Origin of the sequence: Spirosoma oryzicola (assembly GCF_021233055.1) — a bacterium.
Taxonomy (GTDB): domain Bacteria; phylum Bacteroidota; class Bacteroidia; order Cytophagales; family Spirosomataceae; genus Spirosoma; species Spirosoma oryzicola.
The window spans coordinates 5,654,460-5,678,102 of record NZ_CP089538.1 but is presented as its reverse complement, the minus strand read 5'-3'; the positions used below and the strand labels follow the sequence as shown (position 1 = coordinate 5,678,102).

Here is a 23,643-nt window from a genome sequence, read left to right as displayed (position 1 = left end):
GAATAGCAGTAGTTGGAGTGATTTATAGCGTAGTGCCGTAACGCGAACAGTTTGCCCGTAGTTAAATACTAGTTGATCTGACAACCAGGCGGACAAGCTGTTCGCGCTATGGGCTATAAATGTTTTGAGTAGGTTGCTAGGTCTTTATCACCTCTCCCCGACAGACAAACGACGACGACATCGTCGGACTTGAGGTTCATTTTTTCGAGAGCGGCCAGCGCATGAGCCGATTCCAGCGCGGGAATAATGCCTTCAAGTTTACTGAGTTGAAAACCGGCCTGTAAAGCTTCGTCGTCCGTGATGGCGTAAAAATCACCGCGTCCTGAATCAAACAAATGAGCGTGAAGAGGGCCAATTCCCGGATAATCCAATCCCGCTGAAATCGAATAAGGCTCAACGACCTGGCCGTCTTCTGTTTGCATCAGAATGGTCCGGCTTCCGTGTAAGACCCCCGGTTTGCCAAGTGCTGTCGTTGCGGCTGAATGCCCCGAGCTAACGCCCTGGCCAGCGGCTTCGGCTGCGACCAACCGAACCGATGGTTCGTTCAGATAATGGAAGAAGGCACCGGCTGCATTGCTACCGCCACCCACGCAGGCTACTACGTAATCTGGGTTTTGGGTGCCAGTTTTCGCCAGCAATTGTTTCTTGACCTCCTGCGAGATAACCGATTGAAACCGCGCGACCATATCCGGGTATGGGTGCGGGCCAACAACGGAACCGATGATGTAATGGGTATCTACCGGATTATTGATCCAGTGGCGCATGGCTTCGTTGGTGGCGTCTTTTAAGGTCTGGCTGCCTGATCTGGCCGGTATGACGGTAGCACCCAGCATCCGCATCCGATCAACGTTGGGCTTTTGCCGCTCCATGTCGATGCTGCCCATGTAGACGATACATTCCAGACCCATCAGCGCGCAAACAGTAGCGGTTGCAACCCCATGCTGACCTGCCCCGGTTTCGGCGACGATACGCTTTTTACCAAGCCGCTGCGCCACCAGAATTTGCCCAATGGTATTATTCACCTTGTGCGCTCCCGTGTGGCAAAGATCTTCCCGCTTGAGGTAAATGGTCGCGCCTAGTTTCTCGGATAGCCGTTTGGCTAAGAAGAGCGGAGTTGGACGCCCGACATAATCTTCGAGCAACTGCCAGAATTCGGCCTGAAAAGCAGGGTCGGCAATGATCTGAAGATAGTTCTGCCGCAGCTCTTCGACATTTGGGTAAAGCATTTCAGGGATGAATGCGCCACCAAAATGACCGTAAAAGCCTTTATCGGATACCTCAAAAGAGGTAGTTGGTTCAAGCGTGGTTTGCATAAAGTGAGTAATTAACCGGTATGAACAAAGACGAAGATGGACGCCGAGTCGGCAAGTATCTTCAGGAATCAGTCAACCATTGCTACTTTTTAAGCGAGAACAGAAAAAAGAATTAATAGGTTACCCCGCCCCCTGGAATTAAGGGGCCAGCACAAAAAATAAGTGTTCAGCAGGTAGGACGTTGGCGGATGCGTGTGTCAGTATAGTTGGGTAATCAATCTGTGTTTATACCGTCTCTTCTTCTTCGATGGGGCGCAGCCGATTGATCAGCTCTTTGACTTTTGCCACGTCTTTGACACCGGGCGCAATCTCCACCTGGCTGTTGACATCGACGCCATACAACTTCATTCCTTTCAAAGCTGACAGCTGATCGAGGTTATCAAGACCAATGCCTCCGCTGATAAAGAAAGGCTTTTCGTTGTCGTAGCGGCTCAGAATGCTCCAGTCGAAGGTGATGCCGTTACCACCCGGTTGATCACCTTTAGCGTCGAACAGAAAGAAATCGCAGTGTGCTTTGTAATTGTTAAGCATCGAGAAATTGAACGAGTTGTCAACCCGAAAGGCTTTGATCAGGCTTATTCCCCGGTTGCGCAGGCTCCGGCAGTATTCCGGTGTTTCGTTGCCATGAAGCTGAACGTATTGAAAATCGTACTTCTTGACAGTACGCAGAATAAAATCGGGACTGGCGTTGACAAACACACCTACTTTCCGAATAGACCGTGGCAGTGCTTTTACTACTTCCTCGCTTAGTTCATCGCCTACAAACCGGGGTGATTGATCGTAGAAAATAAATCCGACAAAGTCAGGACCAAGGGCGGCAATCTCTTTCAGGTTCTCAGCGTCTCTCAGACCGCACACTTTAATTTTCATGACGTAAATTAGTTTGCAAAGGTGGGTATACGTGAAGTAAAGTCGGTTACTATAGAACGTAAGGCTGCGGCTGGATCGGCGGTTTTCATGAAAGCTTCGCCAATCAGGAAGCCATCGAAACCCGCTCGAAACAACGTGTGCATCGTTTCGGCGTCGTGCAGACCACTTTCCGTTATCTTCGCAAACGTGTCGGGAATGCGCTCAACAAGGCGTAATGACGTGTCGATGGATGTCGTAAAGGTTTTGAGATTACGATTATTGACGCCTACCAGATCAACAGTGTGCGTAAGTGTTTGATCCAACTCGTCTTCGTCATGAACCTCAAGAAGGACTTGCAGGCCAAGGTTCTGTGCTTCCTGGCTCAGCTCGGCAACTTCTGCGGAAGTCAGGCAGGACGCAATCAGCAGGACCAGATCGGCTCCCCAGGCTTTGGCCTCAATCAGCTGGTACAGATCGATAACGAAATCTTTACGAAGGATCGGCGTAGATGGGTTAGCCAACCGAGCGGCTTGCAAGTCGGCGGGAGTTCCGCCAAAAAAAGGTTCGTCGGTCAGCACCGACAGCACAGCGGCTCCAGCCTGCACATATCCCTGCGTGGTTGCTGCTACATCGGCACGGTCATTAATAATACCTTTTGACGGGGATTTGCGCTTGAATTCAGCAATAATACCCGTCGAATTTAATCCTTGAATGGCTTCCCGCGCGGATAAAGGCTGCCGTTTGAAATCCGGCATTTGTTCCAGTGCAGATATTGGCGTGGCCGCTTTGCGCTGCTCTACTTCAATTCGCTTTTGTGCAATGATTTCGTCAAGAATCGTCATCTGCTGTGCGTCGTCGTTGTCATTTACGCCGTGTCATGCTTTGTCTGATATACTCGGTCTTTGTTTAAACCAATGCAGAACAGCGATGACTACGAATGACTTTTTCTAATTGATCAATTTCTTAAAACACGCCAATGCCTTTTTGCTTTCCAACGATTCGCGGGCTAAAGCTACAGCCTCTTCCCGACTAGTGGCTCGTCCAGCCGCTAGCAGCGCCATTGCCGAATTGGCCAGAACGGCCTGTTTCTGAGCGGATGTTGCTTCGTTGTTCAGCACGTTCATAAAAATCTGAGCCGACTCATCGAGTGTTTGCCCTCCTGCTAGCGATTCAGCCGTTAATAGACTCATTCCTAGCTGCTCAGGCTCAAGAACCTGCTCCGTTTGATTGCTGATAACCTTAAACGCACCGGTCAACGAAATCTCGTCGTAACCATCCAGCGCGTGAAGGATCATAAATCGTTTGTCGCTTTGCTGATAAAGGTACGCATATAATCGCGCCAATTCAAGGTTGAATACGCCAACGAGCTGTTTTTGAGGCTTTGCCGGATTAATCATTGGACCCAGGACATTGAAAAATGTCTTCACGCCCAAGTCCTTCCGGATGGGGGCTACATTCTTCATTGCCGGGTGGAACAGGGGCGCATGTAAAAAGCAGATTCCGGCGGTTTCCATTTTCCGCTGTAACTCCCCAACATCGTTTGTAAACCGGTATCCGAGTCGTTCCATAACTGTCGAAGAGCCAACGAGCGATGATACACCGTGGTTACCATGCTTGGCAACGCACTGCCCGGCTCCAGCCACAACAAAAGACGACAACGTTGATATGTTAAACGTATCCTTTCCGTCGCCCCCCGTACCGCAAAGATCCATTGGGTCGTAAGCGTCCAGGTCAACCGGCAGACAAAGCTCAAGCATCGCATCCCGGAAGCCTTCCAGTTCTTCCAAACGGATGCTTCGCATCATGTAAACCGTCAGGAAGGAAGCAATCTGAGCTGCGTTGTATTCTCCTCGCCCGATGCCCAGCAATACCTGCCGAGCCTGATCTTTGGTGAGAAATTTGTGTTCAAACAGGTGATTAAGAATGTCTTTCATTATACACTAATTAGACGTAAGGCGCAATACTTGAAAAGCTCCTTTCTGAAAGTGGTAATTAACGCTTTCTATTTCGGACCGGATGCCAGCAGCCTTACAGTAGACCAACACTCGATCCAGATAAGGCGACAACTGACCATTCAACGACACCAGCGGAAAAATGCGAACCTCGTCGGCTACCCGAATTAGTTCCTGTATCGCTGCCAGATGAAATGACTCGGACAACTGATCCGAATACAGAAAAAGCAAATGCGAACAAAGCGCTAAACCAAAGGAACGATTCTGGAAAGGTAACACCGGTAAGGAGCCTGTTTGGTAACGGCCCTGTTGTTTTCCTTCTTCATAATCGTACAGAAATTGGTTCATGGCGCGCATCCGTTCCCGACCTAGCTCGTCAACATCCCGGAAAGCAGTCCAGTTGTAGTGCTCCGCATTGGTTTGCATTTGCTTCATGACAACGTCATACGTATCGCTGATGCGTGTTTTCAGCTGTTCCGCCGAGAACGCATAAATTGGGTCGATGGACGTAACCGAATAACCGTCGGCTGTCATTTCTGCATTAAAACTGGCAGGGCCGTCTCCGATGCCGAGAATTTTCTTTGCCAAATCGGCATCCGTAAGCGTAAACATGTTTACATACTCGCTCCGCGTACGGCCCCAGGGAACGACATGGTCGAGTTTCATGCGGATAACCAATTCTGAATCATCTTCACGCCATTCTCAGTTAGTACTGACTCGGGGTGAAACTGTAAGCCCCGTACGTCGAAACGGGTATGGGCTAGTCCCATAACGCGGCCCTGCTCATCTACGGCGGTGACACGCAAATCGGCAGGCATCGAATCCGGTACAACCGTCCATGAGTGATAGCGGCCAACGGTCAGTTCTTCGGGAATGTCGGCAAACAGTTTTTCTGAGCGGTCCGTAACGGTTGCGCGGTGAGCTACGCCGTGTAGCACATCGCCCAGATTTTCCAATCGGGAGCCGTACGCTTCACCAATTCCCTGATGACCCAGGCAGATGCCCAGTATGCTTTTGCTAGCCCCGTATTCAGTGATCAGGTCCTGCATAATACCGGCCTCGGACGGAATGCCCGGCCCCGGCGAAAGCAGAATTTTATCGTACTGATCGACCGCGTCCAGCGCTATTTTGTTATTTCGGATCACGTCGGGCCGAAGTCCTAACTCCCTCAGAATATAAACGAGGTTGTAGGTGAATGAATCGTAGTTATCTAAGACTAGAAGTTTCATAGTAACGCGGACAGGATGTCCGCTGGTTAAATGAATATTGACACGTCAATGCGGATAGAGTATCCGCGTTACAGGGTTTTAGCTTGCTCGATGGCCATACGCAGGGCGGCCAGTTTGTTATGCACTTCCTGCAATTCGCTTTCAACGACCGACTTGGCAACAACACCCGCTCCGGCCTGATAATACAGCGTATTGTCTTTGCTCATAAACGTGCGAATCATGATGCAGTGATTGAACTCACCGTCGAAACCCATGTAGCCGATGCTGCCTGAATAAAAACTACGGCTGAGGTTTTCATAGCGGTCGATGAGTTGCATTGCCATGTGTTTTGGCGCACCTGACAGGGTCCCGGCGGGGAAGGTTTCGGCGACGATTTGCAGCGGATCAGCTGATTCGGTCAGATCACCCACAACTTTCGAAACAAGGTGGATAACGTGCGAATAGTACTGAACCTCTTTAAAGGTTTCGACTTTGACAACATCGCAGTTACGGCTAAGATCGTTGCGAGCCAGATCGACCAGCATAACGTGCTCGGCGGATTCTTTTGGATCATCGTACAGCTTCTGGGCTAATTCTGCGTCGCGGAGGTCGTCACCCGTACGGCGGAACGTGCCAGCAATAGGATAGATGGTAGCTTTCCGGTCTTTGACAACGATTTGCGATTCGGGCGAGGAGCCAAACAGCTTATAATTGCCGTAGTCAAAATAGAACAGATAGGGAGAGGGGTTCAGCGATCGCAGCGACCGGTAAACGTTAAATTCGTCGCCCACGAATGGTGTAGAAAAGCGTCGCGACAAAACGATCTGAAACACATCACCCCGCTGGCAGTGATCTTTGCCTTTCTGGATAACCGCCCGGAACTCATCGTCGGTGAAGTTCGATTGTTCAGGACCGGCTGGGCTAAAGGAGTACGTCGGATAGTTGCGACCCGTGATCAGATCGCTGATGTAATCGAGGGTACTGTCTGGCTGTGCCTCGCCGTCACGAAGATAGCTGTGCTCGAACAGATACAACTCATCTTTAAAATGATTGATTGCCAGCACGTAGCGATAAACAGAGAAGACGGCTGCCGGAATCTGGTTTTCAGTCGGAATGGGGGCGTGAAGATTAATATCTTCAAAGCTTTGCACAGCCGGGTAGCCAAAATAGCCAAACAAGCCGTTGGTGATGAACGGAAACGGTGCTTTCTCGTGCTGAAAACTGTTTTTAAACTGCTCAAGCGCGTCTAGCATCGCTTTCGGCTCCGACAGTTCACGTACCAGCTCGTCTTCGGCTGGCATTTTGACCGTTAGCTTTCCCAGCGGCCCGTTATTTCGGTCGTAGGTAAACTGGGCAATTGGGTCAAAAGCGATGTACGAAAAGCTGTTATCGTTGCCGTGATAATCGGAGCTTTCGAGCAAGATGCTATTTAGAAAGCGGTCCCGGATGCGCAGGTAGATGCTAACGGGCGTGATAATGTCGGCCAGCATCCGTTTATGACGGCTGACAACGCGGTAGGTAGTGGCGGTAAGGGTTTCCATAATCTATTTTGTTAGGAGTGCACGTTTGGTTGGACAAGGGCATAAAAAAAGCCCACCGGGATGACGGTGAGCCTTGTAAATCTATTGACAAATAACAATAGCGGCAACCCTCATCCCCAATGAGAAGAGTGCCACCACCAAATCATGTTATTTACCGAGTTATTCATTGCTTTCTAATTGTATTCACCGTCGTTTATTTGTTGGTCAACAGCGAACGATTCAAAACCACTTGTGTGGTCGGGGTGGCGGGATTCGAATCGCACCGGCGCACCAGCCACGACCTCTACGTCCCGAACGTAGCGCGCTACCAGACTGCGCTACACCCCAAAGAGAAAGCACAAATATAAAACCTTTGTTTTTACGTTGCTAAACATCCGCTATTTTTTTCTGAATAAAGGTGGTTAGCGTCTCGGGAGCTTCCCAAGGCAGTAAATGACCCGCTCCGTCAACGACTTCGACGGTTGCGTGTCTTACGTAAGGCAACACCAGTTTGTCCTGCACGTCGGGCGGTAAAGCGCGGTCGTCGGCACCAACGATGATCGAAACGGGTATTGACACGTCAGCCATTCTTTCCGAGATATCTTCCTTGCTGCCTTCCAGCAACCAAGCATCCCAGGCCGGTTTTGATGTTCGTAGGTCGTCGGCAATGATCTGCTCCTGAATAGCTTTCGATACGCTGGCCGCTGTAATGTTTTTCATCGTCTGTTGGGCAGACGAACGTTGTCCGTAGCCTTGCAGCAATTTTTGCCGCTCATCGTCTGGAATAGGCTCCGGCACAGGGGGAGACGGTGACGACAACACTAACTTCCGTAAGCCAACTGGCTGACGGGCAGCGAGCGCCAGCGCTACTTTACCGCTCATCGAATGACCAATCAACACATAACTTTTTATGTGTAACGCCTGAATTAAGTCAGCCATGTCGTCGGCCATTGTATCGACGGAGTAGCCCGTCTCTGGCGCGTCAGAATCTCCGCAACCTCGTAGGTCAACGGCGATGCAACGGTATTGATTGGCTAACTGGTCCATGACCGTCTGCCATTCCAGTGCCGAGCCGCCGAAATAATGCATGAAAACGAGCGTCAATGGCCCGCTTCCTTGTTCCAGTACATTCAAGTGAGTACCGTTGACAGAAATACGCATGATGATAGAGTTAGATCAAGGTGTAGCCCGACCCTGGAGGGAATACTAAACCTGGGTTTTGAGTCTGGCGGGTTGATCAGTCATCTCAAGCATTTCACCGTAAGGAACAATCGTAATCTGGCCGAACTCTTTCAACAGGTTTTTGTAGGCTTCAGCTACTGGACGAGGCTTCCGATCAAGGTCATACAGACCGCAAGCATTGACATTGTTCTTGACGGCTGCCAATTGTATATCCCAGTCAATCTGATCGATCAAGCTATACCACGTAAAGCCGAGTACGGGAACCCCATCGCGACGCATGCGCATGATACCAACCCACTGCTTATAAAGCCAGATTGGTGCCTGATCCGCTTCAAATACGTTTGTTTCCGTATGCATGACCGGCATCCGGTAGCGTTCGTAGTAGTCTCGGGTAATTTCGTACCAACCCAAAACATCCATCGACGTTTTGATGGAGCCATCTGGAAGCTTGATGCGTTCGTTTCGCCCGTAATAATCGTTGCCCATGATCTGATAGCCCGGCGGTTTACCAGCCATAAACCAGTCATATTCTTTTCGGGTCAATCCGTTGTCCATCATGTACATCGCAACCGTTGCCGAGGGTGGATTCGCGTACAGCAGATCAAGCGACAAAAAGCGTAGTTCGTTTTCTAAATCGGTCTGGGGAGAAGGTGTTGCGCAAAGCTCGTGCGTGTACTCCGCACTTTCACTTTGAACGATGACAACATCATTCCGGTGTTTGGCAATCTGCTGATTGGCCATGATACTGGCGGCTGCGCAGTGCTTAAGCGCCGTAACAAAGCCCTTGTCTGTTTTCAACTGCTCATTCCAGATCCCGTCCTTACCGCTGATGCGGGCGGTGACGTAAATCTCATTGACGGGCGTGTAATACCGGACCCAGGGATACCGTTTAGCAACAGCCTCGGCGTATTCGGCAAAGTGAATAGGCAGTTCAGGGTTCTGAAAATTACCAATCCAGTCAGGTAGACCAAAATGTAAAAGATCAAGGATGGGCGTTATGCCTAGCTTCTTCATTTCGGCCATGACCACATCGGCAAAGCTCCAGTCATACTTACCCGGACCCAGATGAATACTGTAATAGGGCAGACCGTACCGGAGCACCTTTAACCCCATCTCTTTGACAAGCCCTAAATCCTCCTTCCAGCGATCGTAATGACCACACTCTCTCAGCTGGTCGCGTCGAACTTTGCCATGTTCAATGGTTGGGTACGAACATTCAATACCCGTTGCAAACATAAAATTACTGGGATTGTCCACCGGGAGGCCGCTGCCATCGTGGCCGCCAGCGCCCCCAAATTGGTCGCCGTCATAATTGCCGTCGCCAAATTTCTTTTTTATAATTCCTAAAAAACTTCCCTGACTCATAACGTTGATAGATTTAGTGCACTAGTTTATTGTACGCGTTTGACCCGATGGTTGATTCGCCTTAGCGGAACGCCGGAAGAATTAACCCTGAGCCAGAAACCGATCCGCTGTCCGCAATGACAATGCCATGATCGTCAACGCTGGATTGACGCTTAGAGCACTCGGAAAGGTTGAATTATCACTGATGTATAAATTTGGAATATCGAAGGATTGACCATCGGCGTTTACAACGGCGGTATCGGGATCATTCCCCATGCGGCAAGTGCCAATTACGTGCGCGTTACGCGGAAAAGCCCACATGTTTTTAGCTCCGGCTGCCGCCCATATATCGCGCATAACTTTGTCAGCATGCGCTGTCATTCGCTCTTCGCTTTCGCCATTGGAGAAATAAACGCGTGGCTTGGGTAAACCCCGGCTGTCTTTCTCGTCCGACAGTTCCATGTAGTTATGCTCATAGGGCAGGCAATCGCCCAAAATATTGATGCCTGCCATGTGGTTGTAAGCCGACGCGGCCCGTTTCAACTCCTGTCCCCAAAGGCCCCGGCCCCGCGCCATCTGGCTTATATACGTAACGGGCATAACACCAATGGACTGAAGGAGGTAACCGCCCACGAAATCAGCATCCTTTGGCCGATGCATATCCTCCGAAATCAACGCGCCGGGAATGCCTTTGTACGGACGCACATCTTCGTCAAATTCACCCCAGATTTGGAGACCAGTATGGGCCATAACGTTACGACCAACCTGACCGCTGCTGTTGGCCAGACCGTTCATGAGCAGTAAACGGGCGGTCTCGATGGTACCCGCGCACAGAAAGACGTACCGGCACCGTTGCCGCTCTTCCTGCCCGTTTCGGATGTAGACGACCTCACTGATTTTGCCCGCATCGTTTTTAACGAGGTGAGTAACAAAACTTTCTGGCCGAATTTCGGCTCCGTAATGCATGGCCAGAGGGATGTACGTCACATCCATACTGGCTTTTGCGCCGATGTTACAACCTGCCTGGCAAAATCCTCGGTTGGCGCAACCGGGCCGGTGGCCGACACCCTCCTGATAGTAACCTGCCGACAGCGCTGCGTTAGCCGCCGGAGAAGTTCTGATGCCTACTTCTGCACAGCCGCGCTCCATCAGTTGGCCTGCACCGTTTATTGGGAGTGGGCCCAGGGGATACGAACGTTTACGCGCCGGGCCCCAGGGGTAAAACGATGGGCCGGAAACGCCAATAAAGTGTTCAATCTCGTCGTAATAAGATTCGATCTGATCGAAGCCAATGGGCCAGTCCGCGCCAACGCCAAACTCGCTTCGAATCCGCAGGTCATCAGGGTGAACACGCGGTGTGTAAGCCGTGTAATGAAGCGTTGATCCACCGACACCCGTGCCCGAATTGTTGTTGCCAAAAGGAAGTGGGTCGTTTCCCGCGCTTAAGCGTTCGTCGTTCCAGAACAGCTTATCCTGGGCTTTCTCGTCGGTTGGAAAATCCTGGGCCGGGTTCCAGTGCTTACCGGCTTCCAGCGCGACGACTTTCAGACCTGCTTTTGCCAGGCGGGCCAGCAAAGGAGCGCCACCCGCCCCCGTCCCGATGACGACGGCATCGACAATATCAGATGTTTTGTAAGGCATTGTTGCATGAATAGTAAGAAATAGCCGTGATTAATCACGGCTATACGTTCTCAGTAGTTGACTTATTCGCCGTTCACGGCTCTTGGCTCACGATCTTCCAGTTGGTTTAGGCCGATTCGTTTCCAGGTTTGGGTATCAGCCATACCGACATAGCCAATTTCCTCTTGCGCCAGTGGGTGACTGTAGTACTGTTCGACCGCTTCGGCCAGCAGTTCCTCAAAAAAACGGTCCGCAGGTAGCTGTTCCCACGTTTTTCCGGGGGCTTCCATCTCCTGCACCGCCTTCAGAACCTCATCCTGCTGATCACCCGACAGGCTAAGAAAAGGCTGTTGATGGAGGATCATGGCACTTTCATTGATACCCTGCAAGCCGAGCTTATACGCGTCGCCATCGTTCGGCATTATATCGTAACGCCAGCCGTTGGCTTTGTTTTGCGAAAGCCGTTCGTCGATACTATCGGCAATGCGAACAGGCTCCGGGCGATCATCCTGGGGAATCAATCGATCACAGATCGCCTGGAGTAAGACAAATTCATCGTTTGAGAAGAAGGTAGGCTGGCGAGGAAGGGCGTTGAGCCGTTCCAGTAAGGCCTGGCGAGTCGCTTCGGTAACCTCGTTCGTATTGAGCAGCGCCCGGACGGTGCCCGGCGGATAATGGAAGTGCATGATTAGTTGTGTTAGATGAATGCACGCTGGAAGCTACTAAAGCATACCGGTGTCGGATTTATCCGAGTTTGCCGCCCGTAACTTCCACAATACTGCCCGTCATAAAACTACCCTCGCTGGATGCCAGCAATACGTAGGCGGGAGCCAGCTCTTCGGGTTGTCCGGGACGGGCAAGCGCTACTTCATGCCCAAAGTTTTTGACTTCATCTTCTGGCATTGTTGCCGGAATATTGGGCGTCCAGACGGGGCCGGGTGCAACGCAGTTTACGCGGATTTTACGCTTGCCTAGCTGAATCGCCAGCGATTTGGTGAACGCGTGAATTGCACCTTTCGTCGCTGTATAATCGAGCAGGATTGGATTGCCGACAATGCCAACGATACTACCCGTATTGACAATAGCGTCGCCTTCGTGCAGATGAGGTAAAGCCGCTTTGGCCATGAAGAAATACCCAAAGATGTTGGTCTCGAAGGTCCGGCGAAACTGTTCTTCGGTGATGTCCTCAATCGACTCCTGCGCCATTTGATAGGCTGCATTGTTGATCAGAATGTTGAGCTTACCATACCGATCAACGGTTTGCTGCACAGCGTTCTGACAGGCTGCTGAATCCCGCACGTCGGCTTTGATGAGTAGGCACGACCGGCCCTTGCTTTCAACAATCCGTTGGGTGTATTTGGCATCGTCGGTGTTTTCGTTGTAGACGACGGCAACATCGGCACCTTCCATTGCGAAGGCAATGGCTACGGCCCGGCCAATGCCAGAATCGGCTCCTGTGATGATGGCTACCTTATCGGTAAGCTTGCCAGCGGGCTTATAATTGGAGAGATCGCTGTCGGGGGCCGGGTCCATGTCGGACTGCCGGGCTGGGTAGGGAAGTTGCTGGCCTGAAATCTCTTCAGACTGAGGCCGAAATTCCGTTTGTTCCATAATAGCGTTGAGTAAATTTACTGTAGTAACATGTAGTTAAGGTTAGGTAACGGCCTGTTGTGTCATTTTGTTGATAAACAAAAAAGTCATCCAATTGCCGGATGACTTTTCGCCCCTCGATTGTACGGGGTAAGAATGATTTGATGCGGATAGAAGCCTGTTGATTACATCTCCATCATGATAATTTTCACGGCTTTGCTTTCATTCAAATCAAACGAGCTTTGATCGAAGTTAGGGGGTCCCATAAGCATAGCTACGTTCGAGAATCCAAATGGCTCAGTAGGCATCTGACCCGAAAAATCCATCTTTTTGTTATCGTTCAAATCCTGATAAACGCGCACGGCATAACGACCTTCGGGCAGGTTATCGAATGTTACGGTGATTTCGCCGGATGGGGGAACGTCAACCGCTTTGGTTTCTGCTGATGTTCCTTTGAAGGTAGCCTCATCGGTTGCCAGCCCTACGTATAGCTTGCCAGTCCGCTTGTTGACCTGCGTGATCGTGACGGTTAGTTTATGTGTGGCCGTCTCAGAGGTTGGTTTGGTAGGAGTTGTGGTTGTTGCAAACGCGTTTGATAATACACTGATCAACAAAGCGAGAGTAGGGATAAGGTTTTTCATGGGATATGATAAATAAGGGTTTGTTTTTGTTCGACAGGACAAACATAATTCGCCGTCGAACTCCATCGCAAATCAAAGGGACGAAGAGCGCGCTTTTGGGATAAATTACAACCTGAGGGACGGATGGGAGCACAGCAGGGACTATTGACAAAGGAAAAACGTACCTCGCGCTATTGATTTAGGGTCAGATTGCCACTTTTGGTGTACCGGATTTCTTCTTCAGCCAGCATTTGTTTCAACGTCTGAGCGAGTGCATCAGCGTCGGCTTGCGAAAAATAATGAGCCAATTGTTTCGGGGATATGCCCGGACCATTCGCCATCGCAACGTACTCCCGAACCTGTTTGCGCACCACCGACGCTCCCACCTCGTGACTCTTACGCTTTTTAATGCAGTTGTCGCAGATACCACAGGCTTCGCCCGGCTTCTCGCCGAAGTAGGCTTGTAATAGTCGGGTACGGCATTGCGTCGGATGCTCAACATAAATCGTTGCGGCCTGTACTTTTCGCAGGGCCAACTCCTTGCGTCGGTTCAACTCCTGGGTGTTGACCGGAAGCGTTGGCGCATCGAAGCGGGGGGTCAGGAACGTTAGCTGGGGCTTGTCTTTCTGCTTCTCGTAAACCAGCACGTTTCGCTGATGAAGCTGTTCCAGCAACGTAACAACCTCATCCTGATTGACCAGATAGGCACGCGCCAGCGCCGACTCCGAAATCGTAATGAAATCAGTGAATACCTCGCCACCGTACATGCGCAGAATGAGTTTCAGGAAGGAATCAAATCGGGAGTTCAGCACCTGAAACTCGTACAATTGACGATTATCCAGTACCATGATCATGCGGGAGGGGTGGAAATAATTTTCGTTGAGCTGAATCAACCCTTCCAGTTGAAGTTGCTTGAGCGCGTAGTGCGTTTCCTGAGCAGGTAAGTTAAACGTGTGCGTAAACGTGTGCAGGTCGAAATCATAACTGCTGAACTGCCCCCCGCCAACGGGCACAGCGGTGTAATTAGCCAGCGCCTGATACACGCGACGCAGCATATCGACCGGCTGGTACAATTGCTCGGTTCGGTAGCGCAGGTTTTCCAGATCATTCCGTGTGTACAGCATAACCGCGTAGGCTTTTTGCCCGTCGCGTCCTGCTCGTCCGGCTTCCTGATAGTAGGCTTCGAGCGAGTCAGGCACATCAAGATGCACCACAACCCGCACGTCGGGCTTGTCGATCCCCATACCGAACGCATTGGTGGCTACCATAACGCGCGTGCGGTTCTGAATCCAGGCGTCCTGCTTTTCAGCGCGTTGCTGCGTACTCAGGCCAGCGTGATAAAAATCCGCCGAGATGCCCTGCCGGTAAAGCGTCTGGGCTATCTGCTGTGTTTGCCGACGGCTGCGTACGTAGACAATGCCGCAACCCGGCACATTCTGCAAGATCTTGAACAGCCGTGACTCTTTACTTTCTTCCAGAACGGCAGAATAAGACAGGTTGGGCCGGGCAAACGTCTGCCGAAAGACCGCAGGGGGGCCACCGTCGGGGCCGTGTAGAACTAGTTTTTCCTGAATATCGGCTTGAACGTCGGGCGTTGCCGATGCGGTCAGGGCGATAACAGGTGTATCGGGAATAAGCTCACGAAACTCCGCGATTTGCAGGTATGGAGGACGAAAATCATACCCCCAGGCTGAAATGCAGTGCGCTTCATCAACGGCCAGCAGACACACGGTCATCTGCTTTACCCGCTCGATGACAATTTCGGTTCGCAACCGTTCGGGCGAAACGTACAGAAATTTGGTATTGCCGTAGATGCAGTTGTCGAGTGCCGTGTCTATCTCGCGGTAATGCATGCCGGAGTAAATAGCAGACGCCGGAATTCCTCGCTTGCGTAACTGTTCGACCTGATCTTTCATCAGGGCAATCAACGGGGTCACAACGATGCAGACGCCCTTCATGGCCAATGTCGGCACCTGAAAGCAGATCGACTTACCACCGCCTGTTGGCATCAAAACCAGCGCATCCTGCCGCTCCAGCACAGTATTGACGATCTCCTCCTGCAAAGGCCGGAACGAAGTGTATCCCCAAAATTGCTGTAAAATCTGTCGAACAGTCACGGTGAATCGTTTCTAAATGTCAGTTCACAACTTTTGGAACGAGCCAGAAGTCATAGAACAAGATTGTGTATGCGAATTTACAGCGTAGAAAAGACAAATCAGTTAGTATGATGGTTTACGTTGGCAAGGAAATGGTCAGGTAAACGCAGAAACTAGTATGATTCAGAAGGTTATTAAAACGGACGAAGAGTGGCGTCGCATCCTGACGCCAGAGCAATATCGGGTGGCCCGTGGTAAAGGAACGGAGCGTGCTTTTTCGGGTGAGTACTGCGAAGCGCACGACCCCGGTGTGTACGCGTGTGTCTGTTGTGGTACGGAGTTATTCGAATCCAAAACAAAATTCGAATCGGGAACCGGCTGGCCTAGTTTTACAGAGCCAATCGAAGAAGAGCGCATTCGGCTGGAAAAAGACTACAGTTACGGGATGTTCCGCATCGAGGTCTTGTGCAACGTTTGTGACGCGCACCTCGGCCACGTCTTTAACGATGGTCCCCCGCCAACGGGTATGCGGTACTGCCTCAACTCGGTATCACTGGTCCTCAAACGAACGGTCGATACAGAATAAATTCAGGAGAAAAAGGAAGAAATCATTTTTGTTCCTACTGTTGTGGTGGCTACTTTAGTCATCACAACAGTAGGAACGTTTGTTTTAAGGCGTCAGGTATTGATCAAATAATATACACCTGCGGTACGTGTCTTATGTTTTGGCCCCTATGCCAGGGTATAGACCAGATCGTTCATCAATCCAAAAGCAGATTATTGACTTTAATTTTATTGCTCTCATGCGTTTAGGGGTAACATCAGTACGCGTCCTCGCGATTGGTACAGCGCTGGTCGGTTCGCTGCTGGCAAATTCGGCGGTGGCCCAGCAAATACCAAAGGGGTCAGGCGTCTACGAACAGTTTGTGCGAAAACTCCGGATGGACCATGCTGCCCCCAAAACCATTTGCTATAAATCTGAACAGAACGCCTTTACGCAGATCGCTCCTCCCGAAGCGTTTCTACGGGCTCGCCAGAATCCAAACCTACGGAAAGCGGCTACCGCAACCTTCCTCGTTACGTACAACGGGTTTACGCCCGAAGCGCAAAAAGCCTTTCAATACGCGGTTGACATCTGGAGTACGCTTATTTCATCGCCTGTTCCTATTCGTATTCAGGCCAACTGGGTTTCGCAAAGCCGGGGTGTACTTGGTTCGGCTGGTCCGGCTGAGATCCGGGCGGGTTTTGAATTAGATTCGGGCGGAGCACAGAAGGCCTACGGATTGTACCCGATTGCGCTGGCTGAGAAGATAGCCCGTCGTGAACTGAACAGCCCTACTGTTCCAGACATCAAAGCCGATTTTAACCAGAACAACAACTGGTATTACGGCATAGACCAGCGAACACCCGCCGGACAAAGCGATCTGGTGACGGTCGTTTTACACGAGATAGGTCATGGCCTTGGTTTCATTGGTTATTTCGGCTCGGAAGGAACCAGCGGAACTTACCTGACAAGTCCTTATTCGTCGGTGTTCGATCACTTTATCGAAACTAATCAGGGGCAACGGCTGGTTGCCGAAACGACGACATTTCCCGATAATTCAATCCAGCTATTCCGGCAGCTAACGGGCGACAATCTGTTTTTGAACGGCCCGATTCTACGCAAAAAGACTGGTACGCGTGCCAAGTTGTACGCGCCGTCCGTCTTTGACAGAGGGTCTAGTTTGTATCACTTAGACGAAACAACCTATGCTCGAAGCGATATAAATTCATTAATGACTCCGAAGATTGCGAATGCTGAAGCCATTCACTCGCCCGGCCCGCTGGTTCTGAGTTTCCTGGAAGATATCGAATGGAAAACTACGTCGCTGTTGCACAAAAAGCTGGCTAGTACTGAAGACGATAAAGACGCCGTTTTTCGGGTTACGGTTGTCAGCGATACCCTGCTAACGCCGGGTTCTGTGCGGTTGCTTTATCGGAAATCGGCACCTACCGCCACGGACACGGCCTTCACTGCCATAACGCCGACGCTGGTAGCGGGAAGTACATCGACGTACACGTACACAATGCCCGCCAGCGTTGCTAAAGGCGACATCTGGTATTACTTCCGGGTGCAGGATGCATCTGGACGAACGTTCACCAATCCGGGTAAGCTGCCTAACAATGTACAGGATCTTCACAACGTACGTTTCGGCCCAGACAACGTACCACCTACCATTACCTATAGCCCGACCAAAAACTTCATTTTCAACCCCGCCGTAGCCGATAGTTTGCCGGTTAACGCTGGTATATCGGATGATCGAAGTGTAGCCTATGTAAACACGAATATTGATTCTGTTTATATAGATTATCAAGTTAATGGTGTTAATCAGCCAAAACTTCCACTGGTTCTCGGTGCATTTACGGTTGATGGTACACCCTATGATAGCATCTACAGCAATCGAATCGTTTTTCCGGCAAATTCGCTGAAAGCCGGTGATAAAATCACGTATCGAATCGTAGCGCGTGATGCATCGCGCGCAAAAAATCAGACCGTCAGTCCGAAGACGGGCTTTTATGAACTAACCGTCGTAGCGCCTAAAGTACCTGTTGATCGCTATGTCAATACCTTTCAGGACGCCAGCGCTGCCGCCGACTTTGCGGGGTATCGATTTGGTATAGCTACTCCGTCGGGTTTCGCTGATCCTGCCATTCATTCGGAGCACCCGTATCAGAACGGGTCCGATTTTAAAGCGCAAAGCAACTACGAATATGTGCTGCTCGCTCCGGTCAGAATCAAGACCAATCCGGATAGCGCCGTAATGCGTTTTGACGAGATCGTATTGGTCGAGCCAAGCGACGCGGGTAGTGAATTCGGCAAGTCAGGCTTTTATGATTACGTGGTTGTAGAAGGATCGAGCGATAACGGACGTACCTGGAAGCCTTTCCTGACGGGTTACAATTCAAACAATCAGTACAACTGGTACGCGGCCTACAACAACAATCTTGTCAAGGGCGCAACGGCCCAAGAGACTAATTCTGCTACAGTTGGTACGCCCGCGCTTTACAAACGGCACGAGTTTTCGCTACTGAGTAACGGCAATTTCAAAGCGAATGACCAGGTGTTGATCCGCTTCCGACTTTTCGCTGATCAACTGGCGCACGGCTGGGGCTGGGCCATCGACAATTTGCAGATTCAGGTGCCCGCACCGCCCGTACTGGCGAACGAGCCAATTAGCGCGGGTACATTTTCTGTTTACCCGAATCCGATCAGTAGCGGTGGTGTTCAACTGGAAGCGGAGCTAATCAAGCCTGTTAGTGAAGTAGGCTTGTCGATTACTGGTGCCACCGGGCAGATGTTGCGGCAACTGAAGCTAAAAGTAAGTGGCAGAAAGCTGAGCGAACAAGTAGACATGAGCCAGTTGCCAATGGGTATCTATTTTCTGAAGCTGCAAACGGGCGAATCGGTACTGACGCAAAAAGTTATTATTGCGCGTTAGTCCGTCGATTTACCGAATTCGGTTGATCGCTGTTAACACGATAAGCTGAGTCCTGCACGCATGACTATGTTCAAAAAAACGGCTCTACTGCTTTTCTGCGTTGGTTTGCTGCTGAACTGTTCACCGGCTCGGCGCATCACGCGTGATCTTCGTACCAAGCCTGCGTACACCGATCATTTTACGGGTGTCGCCTTGTACGATCCCGGCAAGCAACGGATGTTGATTCAGCATAATGCCGACAAGCCGTTTATCCCCGCGTCGAACACAAAGCTGTTTAGCTTCTACGCTGGGCTTTTGTCATTGCCCGATTCGCTACCGGCGTTTCGCTACAGCATTCGAAAAGGTACGACCCAAGGCGATTCACTGATTTTTTGGGGAACGGGTAATCCGCTTTTGCTACACCCTGATTTGCCGGATACAACGCTACTGGCTTTTCTGCGGAACCGACCGGAACAATTGTATTTTTCGGCGGCTAACTACAACGGCCCGCGTTTTGGAGCGGGCTGGGCCTGGGATGACTACAACGATGATTATTCGCCTGAACTGGCTTCGTTACCTCTTTTTGGCAACGTTGCGCGTTTCAAAAACGGTATGGTGAGTCCTCGCCGGTTTGCCGATAGCGTTCGGGTTACTGATCAGGCCAGTCCGAACGTACGGCGGTCTGAGTTTAGCAACCAGTTTATCCGATCCGCAAGTGTCCGACCAAGTCGGCAGGACGTTCCGTTTCGGTGGTCGCCCCAGTTAGCGGCTCAATTGCTGGCAGATACGCTCCATCATCCGATAACGGTAGTTAACGTGCCGGTGTCGCTGGATGCGCAACTGGTGCGGGGTACATCGACCGATTCACTGTACAAACGAATGTTGCAGGTAAGCGATAACCAGTTTGCCGAGCAAGTACTTTTCATGGCGTCTGCCGAGCGACAACCCAGTCAACTAGAGCCGCTGACTGAATTGCGACGGGTTGCTGATAGTTTGCGTTATCCCGCTCCATCGGCAAAATGGGTAGATGGTTCTGGCTTATCGCGCTATAATCTCTTTACGCCGAACACGCTCGTTGATTTGCTTAAAAAAATCGCGGCCAAAGTACCGCAGAAACGGCTGTTCGCGCTGTTGCCGTCCGCTGGTCAGTCGGGTACGTTACGTTCTATCACCACTACCGAAAAGCCGTACATTTTCGCAAAGTCAGGTTCCATGAGTGGTGTTTATAACCTGAGCGGCTACGTGTTGGCAAAACGAAATCGGACGCTGTATTTCAGTATCATGCATAATAACTTTACGCAGCCTGTCAGTGAAATGCGACGCCGGACAGCCGAATTGCTAAGAATAATCCATGATCAGTTTTGAGGTTAGTTGACTTGCTGTGAATTTGTAGATCGTACGCCGTGTCTTGGAGATACGGCGTATGAATCTATAAATCCACAGCAAATCACTCATCAGCGAATAACCAGTTTGTAAATCGGGTAGCTCACGGCGATAAAGCCAATCGCGTACAAGCTGCTGGAAAAATCACCAATAACGACACCGATCAGAAATGCCAGCGATGCAATCAGTAGGGACCAGGTTGTAAACGGGTAACCCCATGCACGGACCGGTCGCGGTAATTCTGGCTCCGTTTGCCGTAAGCGAATCAGTGCGGCAAAGCTTGCCGCGTAGCATAGCACAAAGAAAAACGTCGCTATATCCGATAGTTTGCTATAGGTATTGGTCAGAATCAGCAGGATCGACGCCAAAGCGGTCAGAATGGTAGCGTTGATGGGTGTACCACCGTCATTAACCTTTGTAACGAACTGAAAAAACAACCCATCGCGTCCCATCGCGAAAATGACGCGTGGATTAAACATAATCTGGGCGTTGATAATACCCATAATGGAAATCATCAGCAGGAACGTCACAACCTGCGCGCTCCCCGGTCCAAATAATAGCTGAACCGCATCTGCCGCCGGTAGCTTCGAGCCCGCCAGCGTCGATATGGGCAGCACATACAACAACGCCAGATTGACCAGAATGTAAATGCCAATAATTAACAAGACCCCACTGATCATAGACCGGGGTAGATTACGACTAGGATCTACATCTTCCTCCGTAAAATAAGCCGCCGTATGCCAGCCGTCGTAGGTGTAGAAAACGGATTGTAAAGCCGCTAAAATACCCAGCCAGATACCGCCCTCGGCCAGTGGTCGAACCGTGTCCGTCGAAAGGGTTGTGTTCGTATCAGGCGTTACAGCGAAACAAACGATAACAAAAGCGAGTAAGCCAACGGCTTTCAGCACGCTCATAACCTCCTGCGCCCGACTCGCCAGACGAACACCAACGGAGTGAAAGGCGACGAAAGCCACCAAAATGCTAACAGCGATTAGTTTTTGGTGATCGACCAACGAAGGAGAAAGCAGGCCGATGTACTCACTCATAACCGCTGCACCGAAGGCCATCGCCGAAACGCTACCGAGCCAGCTGCTGATGCCAATGATAAAACCGGCGTAATTGCCAAACGCCCGGCGGGCGTATACGTACCAGGCTCCGGCTTTGGGTAGCATAGTTCCCAACTCCATGACGGATAAAGAACCGATAAGCGCGTATAAGCCAACAACAAGCCAGACGGCAATAATCAAAGAAGGATTTCCAACATCTTGAGCAATAGGACCTGGTTTTCGCAAAATGCCGGTGCCAATTGTTCCGCCGATGGTTACGGCCACGCCGAAGCCGACGCCTAACAGTTTTTTTAATTGGTTTTGAGCCATAGGTTGGCGGAAAACAACGTTTCGGTTCGTCGAGGTAGGTTATCCTACAATGATAGCGAAAAAGTGGCTGAAATGAACAGATTGCCCGCTTGTCGCAACGCATGGGTGATTTTTTGTAAGTTTGCTCGCATGAGAACCCTCCTCACGCATCCTTACGTGCTGGTATTTGCCGGTGGCGGAATCGGTAGTCTGGTACGCTACCTCGCTGGACGGTTTGTTCCGGCAACGTTATCTGGTTCACCGTTTCCAATCGCTATCCTACTCGTTAATATAGTAGCAAGTGCTGTTCTGGGAGCTGTAGTGGGCTGGGCGTTGGGGCGCACGACCGGCGAAGATATGCGCTTGCTGATCGGTGTTGGTTTCTGTGGAGGGTTGAGCACGTTCTCTAGTTTTAGTAACGATACCGTTCTGCTGCTGCAAAATGGTCGGATGGGTGTTGCACTGCTCAACATCGGCTTGAACGTAGTATTGTGCCTGCTGGCTTCAACCGGAGGTTTATTGGTTGGTCAGAAATTATGAACTGGATAGCCTACAGATCGTCTGTAGGAAAAGCTTTCTTACACGGAAATTTACAAGGGTTTCTTTCGGCTAATGACTTCAATTGCCTCACAAGATCAGACTATAGCGCGTCGCCTGCACGATGCGCACGATACATACAAGGAACAAACCTTACTACACCGTCGCTTCAAACACAAAGACATTGTACCGCTGCTCAACTCACTCAGCGGTCAGACACCGTTTGAGGTTAGCCAGATTGGCGAATCTTTGGAGAAGCGGTCCATTCATCAGGTCAAGGCTGGAACGGGTACTCATAAAGTACTGCTATGGTCGCAGATGCACGGCGATGAAGCAACGGCAACAATGGCTTTGTTTGATATTTTTAACTTTCTAAAGGCCAGCGATGATGGGTTCGATGACTTTCGGGAAGTAGTCTTAGCCAACACGACCCTTTACTTCGTACCCATGCTCAATCCGGACGGAGCCGAACGGTTTCAGCGTCGTACCGCGACGGACATTGATATGAACCGGGATGCGCTGCGGCTACAAACGCCGGAGGGAGCTTTGCTGAAGAAGCTGCAACAGACCTTACAGCCACTGGTTGGGTTTAATCTCCACGATCAAAATCCCCGGTACAGTGTAGGAAAGACGGGAAAGCAGGCCGTTATGTCATTTCTGGCGACAGCTTACAACGAAGAACGGAATGTCAACGAAGTTCGCGAGCGATCCATGCAACTCATTGTAGGTATGAACCAGGTTGTGCAGCAATTCGTACCGGGGCAGGTAGGTCGCTTTGATGATGAGTTTGAACCGAGGGCTTTCGGTGATAATATTCAAAAGTGGGGAACGACGCTCGTTTTGGTTGAATCGGGCGGCTATAAAGGTGACGTTGAGAAGATGATTATCCGGCGGCTGAATTTTGTGGCTATCCTGACGGCGTTGAAAGCGATTGCCGATGGTTCGTATAAACGGGAAGATACCGCCGATTACCAACGCATTCCCGAAAACGGACGCCTACTCTTTGATGTACTTATTCGCAATGCAACCGTTGTTCGGGAGGGTCAGGCGGTTACGGTAGATGTCGGAATTTTTCACAATGAAATCAACACCAGCAACGGTGGGTTTCGCTACAAAAGCGTCATCGACGACATTGGTGACCTGTCAACATTTCATGGATTAAATGAAATTGATGCAACGGGCTTAACGCTTGTTCCAGCTCATGTATACGCCGAACCCTTAAACTCTGCTGCCGACTTGCAACAGCTTGATGCTGTGTCGCTTAGACGCGAGGGGATCTCTGTATTCAAGGTTCGACAGAAGCCTGACGATTGGTACCCTCAGCATCCGGTTCACTTACTATACGAAGGCGATCTGCCCGCGCAACCCCTTGCTATTGACCAGATTCCGACTTTCCTGTTGCTGAAAGACAATCAGATTATATACCAGTTTGTCAACGGGTTCTGGGGCGATACTATTGACGAGTCAGGTAAACGGTGTAACGGCATAGCCGAATAATCAAGCGCTAAAAATTTAATAATCCACTTTATTATAAACTATCCTCTGGCATCGGCAGAATAATCTTAATCGTGTTAAGGAATGGTTAAGATTCTGTCTACTAACAGGTTACGTAGACG

Annotated in this window: 20 protein-coding genes and 1 tRNA gene; 5 read left to right on the top strand and 16 right to left on the bottom strand. The window is 50.6% G+C overall.

Annotated elements, in window-relative coordinates; translation table 11 throughout:
• Nucleotides 1-113: 113 nt before the first annotated feature.
• From trpB to LQ777_RS23910, 15 genes are all read right to left on the bottom strand, one after another.
• A complete protein-coding gene (trpB, locus tag LQ777_RS23980) occupies nt 114-1,313 on the bottom strand; it encodes a tryptophan synthase subunit beta (protein ID WP_232560449.1) in 1,200 nt (399 codons plus the stop codon).
• A 225-nt stretch (nt 1,314-1,538) separates the two neighbouring features.
• On the bottom strand, nt 1,539-2,183 hold the full coding sequence (locus LQ777_RS23975) for a phosphoribosylanthranilate isomerase (RefSeq protein ID WP_232560448.1): 645 nt from the start codon (nt 2,181-2,183) through the stop codon (nt 1,539-1,541).
• Nucleotides 2,184-2,191: 8 nt separating this feature from the next.
• Nucleotides 2,192-3,004 (bottom strand): indole-3-glycerol phosphate synthase TrpC, encoded by an 813-nt coding sequence (gene trpC / locus LQ777_RS23970; RefSeq protein WP_232560447.1) that lies wholly within the window; start codon nt 3,002-3,004, stop codon nt 2,192-2,194.
• Nucleotides 3,005-3,109: 105 nt separating this feature from the next.
• Nucleotides 3,110-4,096, bottom strand: coding sequence for an anthranilate phosphoribosyltransferase (gene trpD, locus LQ777_RS23965; RefSeq protein ID WP_232560446.1), 987 nt, complete (start codon nt 4,094-4,096; stop codon nt 3,110-3,112).
• Between the two features lie 6 nt (nt 4,097-4,102).
• Nucleotides 4,103-4,780, bottom strand: a complete 678-nt coding sequence (locus LQ777_RS23960) for an SAM-dependent methyltransferase (protein ID WP_232560445.1) — start codon at nt 4,778-4,780, stop codon at nt 4,103-4,105.
• A complete protein-coding gene (locus LQ777_RS23955; protein ID WP_232560444.1) occupies nt 4,777-5,343 on the bottom strand; it encodes an anthranilate synthase component II in 567 nt (188 codons plus the stop codon). Before LQ777_RS23955 ends, LQ777_RS23960 begins: the two co-directional genes overlap by 4 nt.
• A gap of 68 nt (nt 5,344-5,411) precedes the next feature.
• Complete coding sequence (locus LQ777_RS23950) at nt 5,412-6,863, bottom strand: anthranilate synthase component I family protein (protein ID WP_232560443.1); 1,452 nt, start codon at nt 6,861-6,863, stop codon at nt 5,412-5,414.
• A gap of 234 nt (nt 6,864-7,097) precedes the next feature.
• Nucleotides 7,098-7,190 (bottom strand) — tRNA-Pro (locus LQ777_RS23945).
• Nucleotides 7,191-7,229: 39 nt separating this feature from the next.
• Entirely contained in the window at nt 7,230-8,003 is a 774-nt protein-coding gene (locus LQ777_RS23940; RefSeq protein WP_232560442.1) for an alpha/beta fold hydrolase, read from the bottom strand.
• 45 nt (nt 8,004-8,048) lie between these two features.
• Nucleotides 8,049-9,389, bottom strand: coding sequence for a family 1 glycosylhydrolase (locus LQ777_RS23935; protein WP_232560441.1), 1,341 nt, complete (start codon nt 9,387-9,389; stop codon nt 8,049-8,051).
• A gap of 81 nt (nt 9,390-9,470) precedes the next feature.
• On the bottom strand, nt 9,471-11,009 hold the full coding sequence (locus LQ777_RS23930; RefSeq protein ID WP_232560440.1) for a GMC family oxidoreductase: 1,539 nt from the start codon (nt 11,007-11,009) through the stop codon (nt 9,471-9,473).
• Between the two features lie 62 nt (nt 11,010-11,071).
• Nucleotides 11,072-11,674, bottom strand: a complete 603-nt coding sequence (locus LQ777_RS23925; protein ID WP_232560439.1) for a gluconate 2-dehydrogenase subunit 3 family protein — start codon at nt 11,672-11,674, stop codon at nt 11,072-11,074.
• 58 nt (nt 11,675-11,732) lie between these two features.
• Nucleotides 11,733-12,599 (bottom strand): SDR family oxidoreductase, encoded by an 867-nt coding sequence (locus tag LQ777_RS23920; protein WP_232560438.1) that lies wholly within the window; start codon nt 12,597-12,599, stop codon nt 11,733-11,735.
• A 164-nt stretch (nt 12,600-12,763) separates the two neighbouring features.
• Nucleotides 12,764-13,219, bottom strand: a complete 456-nt coding sequence (locus LQ777_RS23915; protein ID WP_232560437.1) for a DUF2141 domain-containing protein — start codon at nt 13,217-13,219, stop codon at nt 12,764-12,766.
• Nucleotides 13,220-13,389: 170 nt separating this feature from the next.
• Nucleotides 13,390-15,315, bottom strand: a complete 1,926-nt coding sequence (locus LQ777_RS23910) for a RecQ family ATP-dependent DNA helicase (RefSeq protein ID WP_232560436.1) — start codon at nt 15,313-15,315, stop codon at nt 13,390-13,392.
• 157 nt (nt 15,316-15,472) lie between these two features.
• Between LQ777_RS23910 and msrB the strand changes: the two genes are divergently transcribed.
• The 3 genes from msrB (at nt 15,473) to LQ777_RS23895 (ending at nt 20,117) form a co-directional block, all read left to right on the top strand.
• Complete coding sequence (gene msrB / locus LQ777_RS23905; protein ID WP_232560435.1) at nt 15,473-15,880, top strand: peptide-methionine (R)-S-oxide reductase MsrB; 408 nt, start codon at nt 15,473-15,475, stop codon at nt 15,878-15,880.
• Nucleotides 15,881-16,097: 217 nt separating this feature from the next.
• Nucleotides 16,098-18,773: a T9SS type A sorting domain-containing protein gene (locus tag LQ777_RS23900; RefSeq protein WP_232560434.1), complete on the top strand. Its 2,676-nt coding sequence runs from the start codon at nt 16,098-16,100 to the stop codon at nt 18,771-18,773.
• Nucleotides 18,774-18,833: 60 nt separating this feature from the next.
• Complete coding sequence (locus LQ777_RS23895; RefSeq protein ID WP_232560433.1) at nt 18,834-20,117, top strand: D-alanyl-D-alanine carboxypeptidase/D-alanyl-D-alanine-endopeptidase; 1,284 nt, start codon at nt 18,834-18,836, stop codon at nt 20,115-20,117.
• A gap of 89 nt (nt 20,118-20,206) precedes the next feature.
• Here the strand turns inward: LQ777_RS23895 and LQ777_RS23890 are convergent, their stop codons facing one another.
• Nucleotides 20,207-21,511 carry an APC family permease gene (locus LQ777_RS23890; RefSeq protein ID WP_232560432.1) on the bottom strand — a complete coding sequence of 435 codons (1,305 nt, stop codon included), beginning with the start codon at nt 21,509-21,511 and terminating at the stop codon, nt 20,207-20,209.
• A 129-nt stretch (nt 21,512-21,640) separates the two neighbouring features.
• On the opposite strand from LQ777_RS23890, the gene crcB reads away from it, so the two are divergent.
• Both crcB and LQ777_RS23880 read left to right on the top strand, forming a co-directional pair.
• On the top strand, nt 21,641-22,030 hold the full coding sequence (gene crcB, locus LQ777_RS23885) for a fluoride efflux transporter CrcB (RefSeq protein WP_232560431.1): 390 nt from the start codon (nt 21,641-21,643) through the stop codon (nt 22,028-22,030).
• Nucleotides 22,031-22,102: 72 nt separating this feature from the next.
• The gene (locus tag LQ777_RS23880; protein WP_232560430.1) at nt 22,103-23,524 is read left to right on the top strand and encodes a M14 family zinc carboxypeptidase; all 1,422 of its coding nucleotides are present in this window, start codon (nt 22,103-22,105) and stop codon (nt 23,522-23,524) included.
• The last annotated feature ends 119 nt before the right edge of the window (nt 23,525-23,643 follow it).

Bases quoted from the DNA above. Each gene is read 5' to 3' on its own strand.
- trpB (WP_232560449.1), bottom strand. From the start codon at position 1,313: ATGCAAACCACGCTTGAACCAACTACCTCTTTTGAGGTATCCGATAAA.
- LQ777_RS23975 (WP_232560448.1), bottom strand. From the start codon at position 2,183: ATGAAAATTAAAGTGTGCGGTCTGAGAGACGCTGAGAACCTGAAAGAG.
- trpC (WP_232560447.1), bottom strand. From the start codon at position 3,004: ATGACGATTCTTGACGAAATCATTGCACAAAAGCGAATTGAAGTAGAG.
- trpD (WP_232560446.1), bottom strand. From the start codon at position 4,096: ATGAAAGACATTCTTAATCACCTGTTTGAACACAAATTTCTCACCAAA.
- LQ777_RS23960 (WP_232560445.1), bottom strand. From the start codon at position 4,780: ATGAAACTCGACCATGTCGTTCCCTGGGGCCGTACGCGGAGCGAGTAT.
- LQ777_RS23955 (WP_232560444.1), bottom strand. From the start codon at position 5,343: ATGAAACTTCTAGTCTTAGATAACTACGATTCATTCACCTACAACCTC.
- LQ777_RS23950 (WP_232560443.1), bottom strand. From the start codon at position 6,863: ATGGAAACCCTTACCGCCACTACCTACCGCGTTGTCAGCCGTCATAAA.
- LQ777_RS23940 (WP_232560442.1), bottom strand. From the start codon at position 8,003: ATGCGTATTTCTGTCAACGGTACTCACTTGAATGTACTGGAACAAGGA.
- LQ777_RS23935 (WP_232560441.1), bottom strand. From the start codon at position 9,389: ATGAGTCAGGGAAGTTTTTTAGGAATTATAAAAAAGAAATTTGGCGAC.
- LQ777_RS23930 (WP_232560440.1), bottom strand. From the start codon at position 11,009: ATGCCTTACAAAACATCTGATATTGTCGATGCCGTCGTCATCGGGACG.
- LQ777_RS23925 (WP_232560439.1), bottom strand. From the start codon at position 11,674: ATGCACTTCCATTATCCGCCGGGCACCGTCCGGGCGCTGCTCAATACG.
- LQ777_RS23920 (WP_232560438.1), bottom strand. From the start codon at position 12,599: ATGGAACAAACGGAATTTCGGCCTCAGTCTGAAGAGATTTCAGGCCAG.
- LQ777_RS23915 (WP_232560437.1), bottom strand. From the start codon at position 13,219: ATGAAAAACCTTATCCCTACTCTCGCTTTGTTGATCAGTGTATTATCA.
- msrB (WP_232560435.1), top strand. From the start codon at position 15,473: ATGATTCAGAAGGTTATTAAAACGGACGAAGAGTGGCGTCGCATCCTG.
- LQ777_RS23900 (WP_232560434.1), top strand. From the start codon at position 16,098: ATGCGTTTAGGGGTAACATCAGTACGCGTCCTCGCGATTGGTACAGCG.
- LQ777_RS23895 (WP_232560433.1), top strand. From the start codon at position 18,834: ATGACTATGTTCAAAAAAACGGCTCTACTGCTTTTCTGCGTTGGTTTG.
- LQ777_RS23890 (WP_232560432.1), bottom strand. From the start codon at position 21,511: ATGGCTCAAAACCAATTAAAAAAACTGTTAGGCGTCGGCTTCGGCGTG.
- crcB (WP_232560431.1), top strand. From the start codon at position 21,641: ATGAGAACCCTCCTCACGCATCCTTACGTGCTGGTATTTGCCGGTGGC.
- LQ777_RS23880 (WP_232560430.1), top strand. From the start codon at position 22,103: ATGACTTCAATTGCCTCACAAGATCAGACTATAGCGCGTCGCCTGCAC.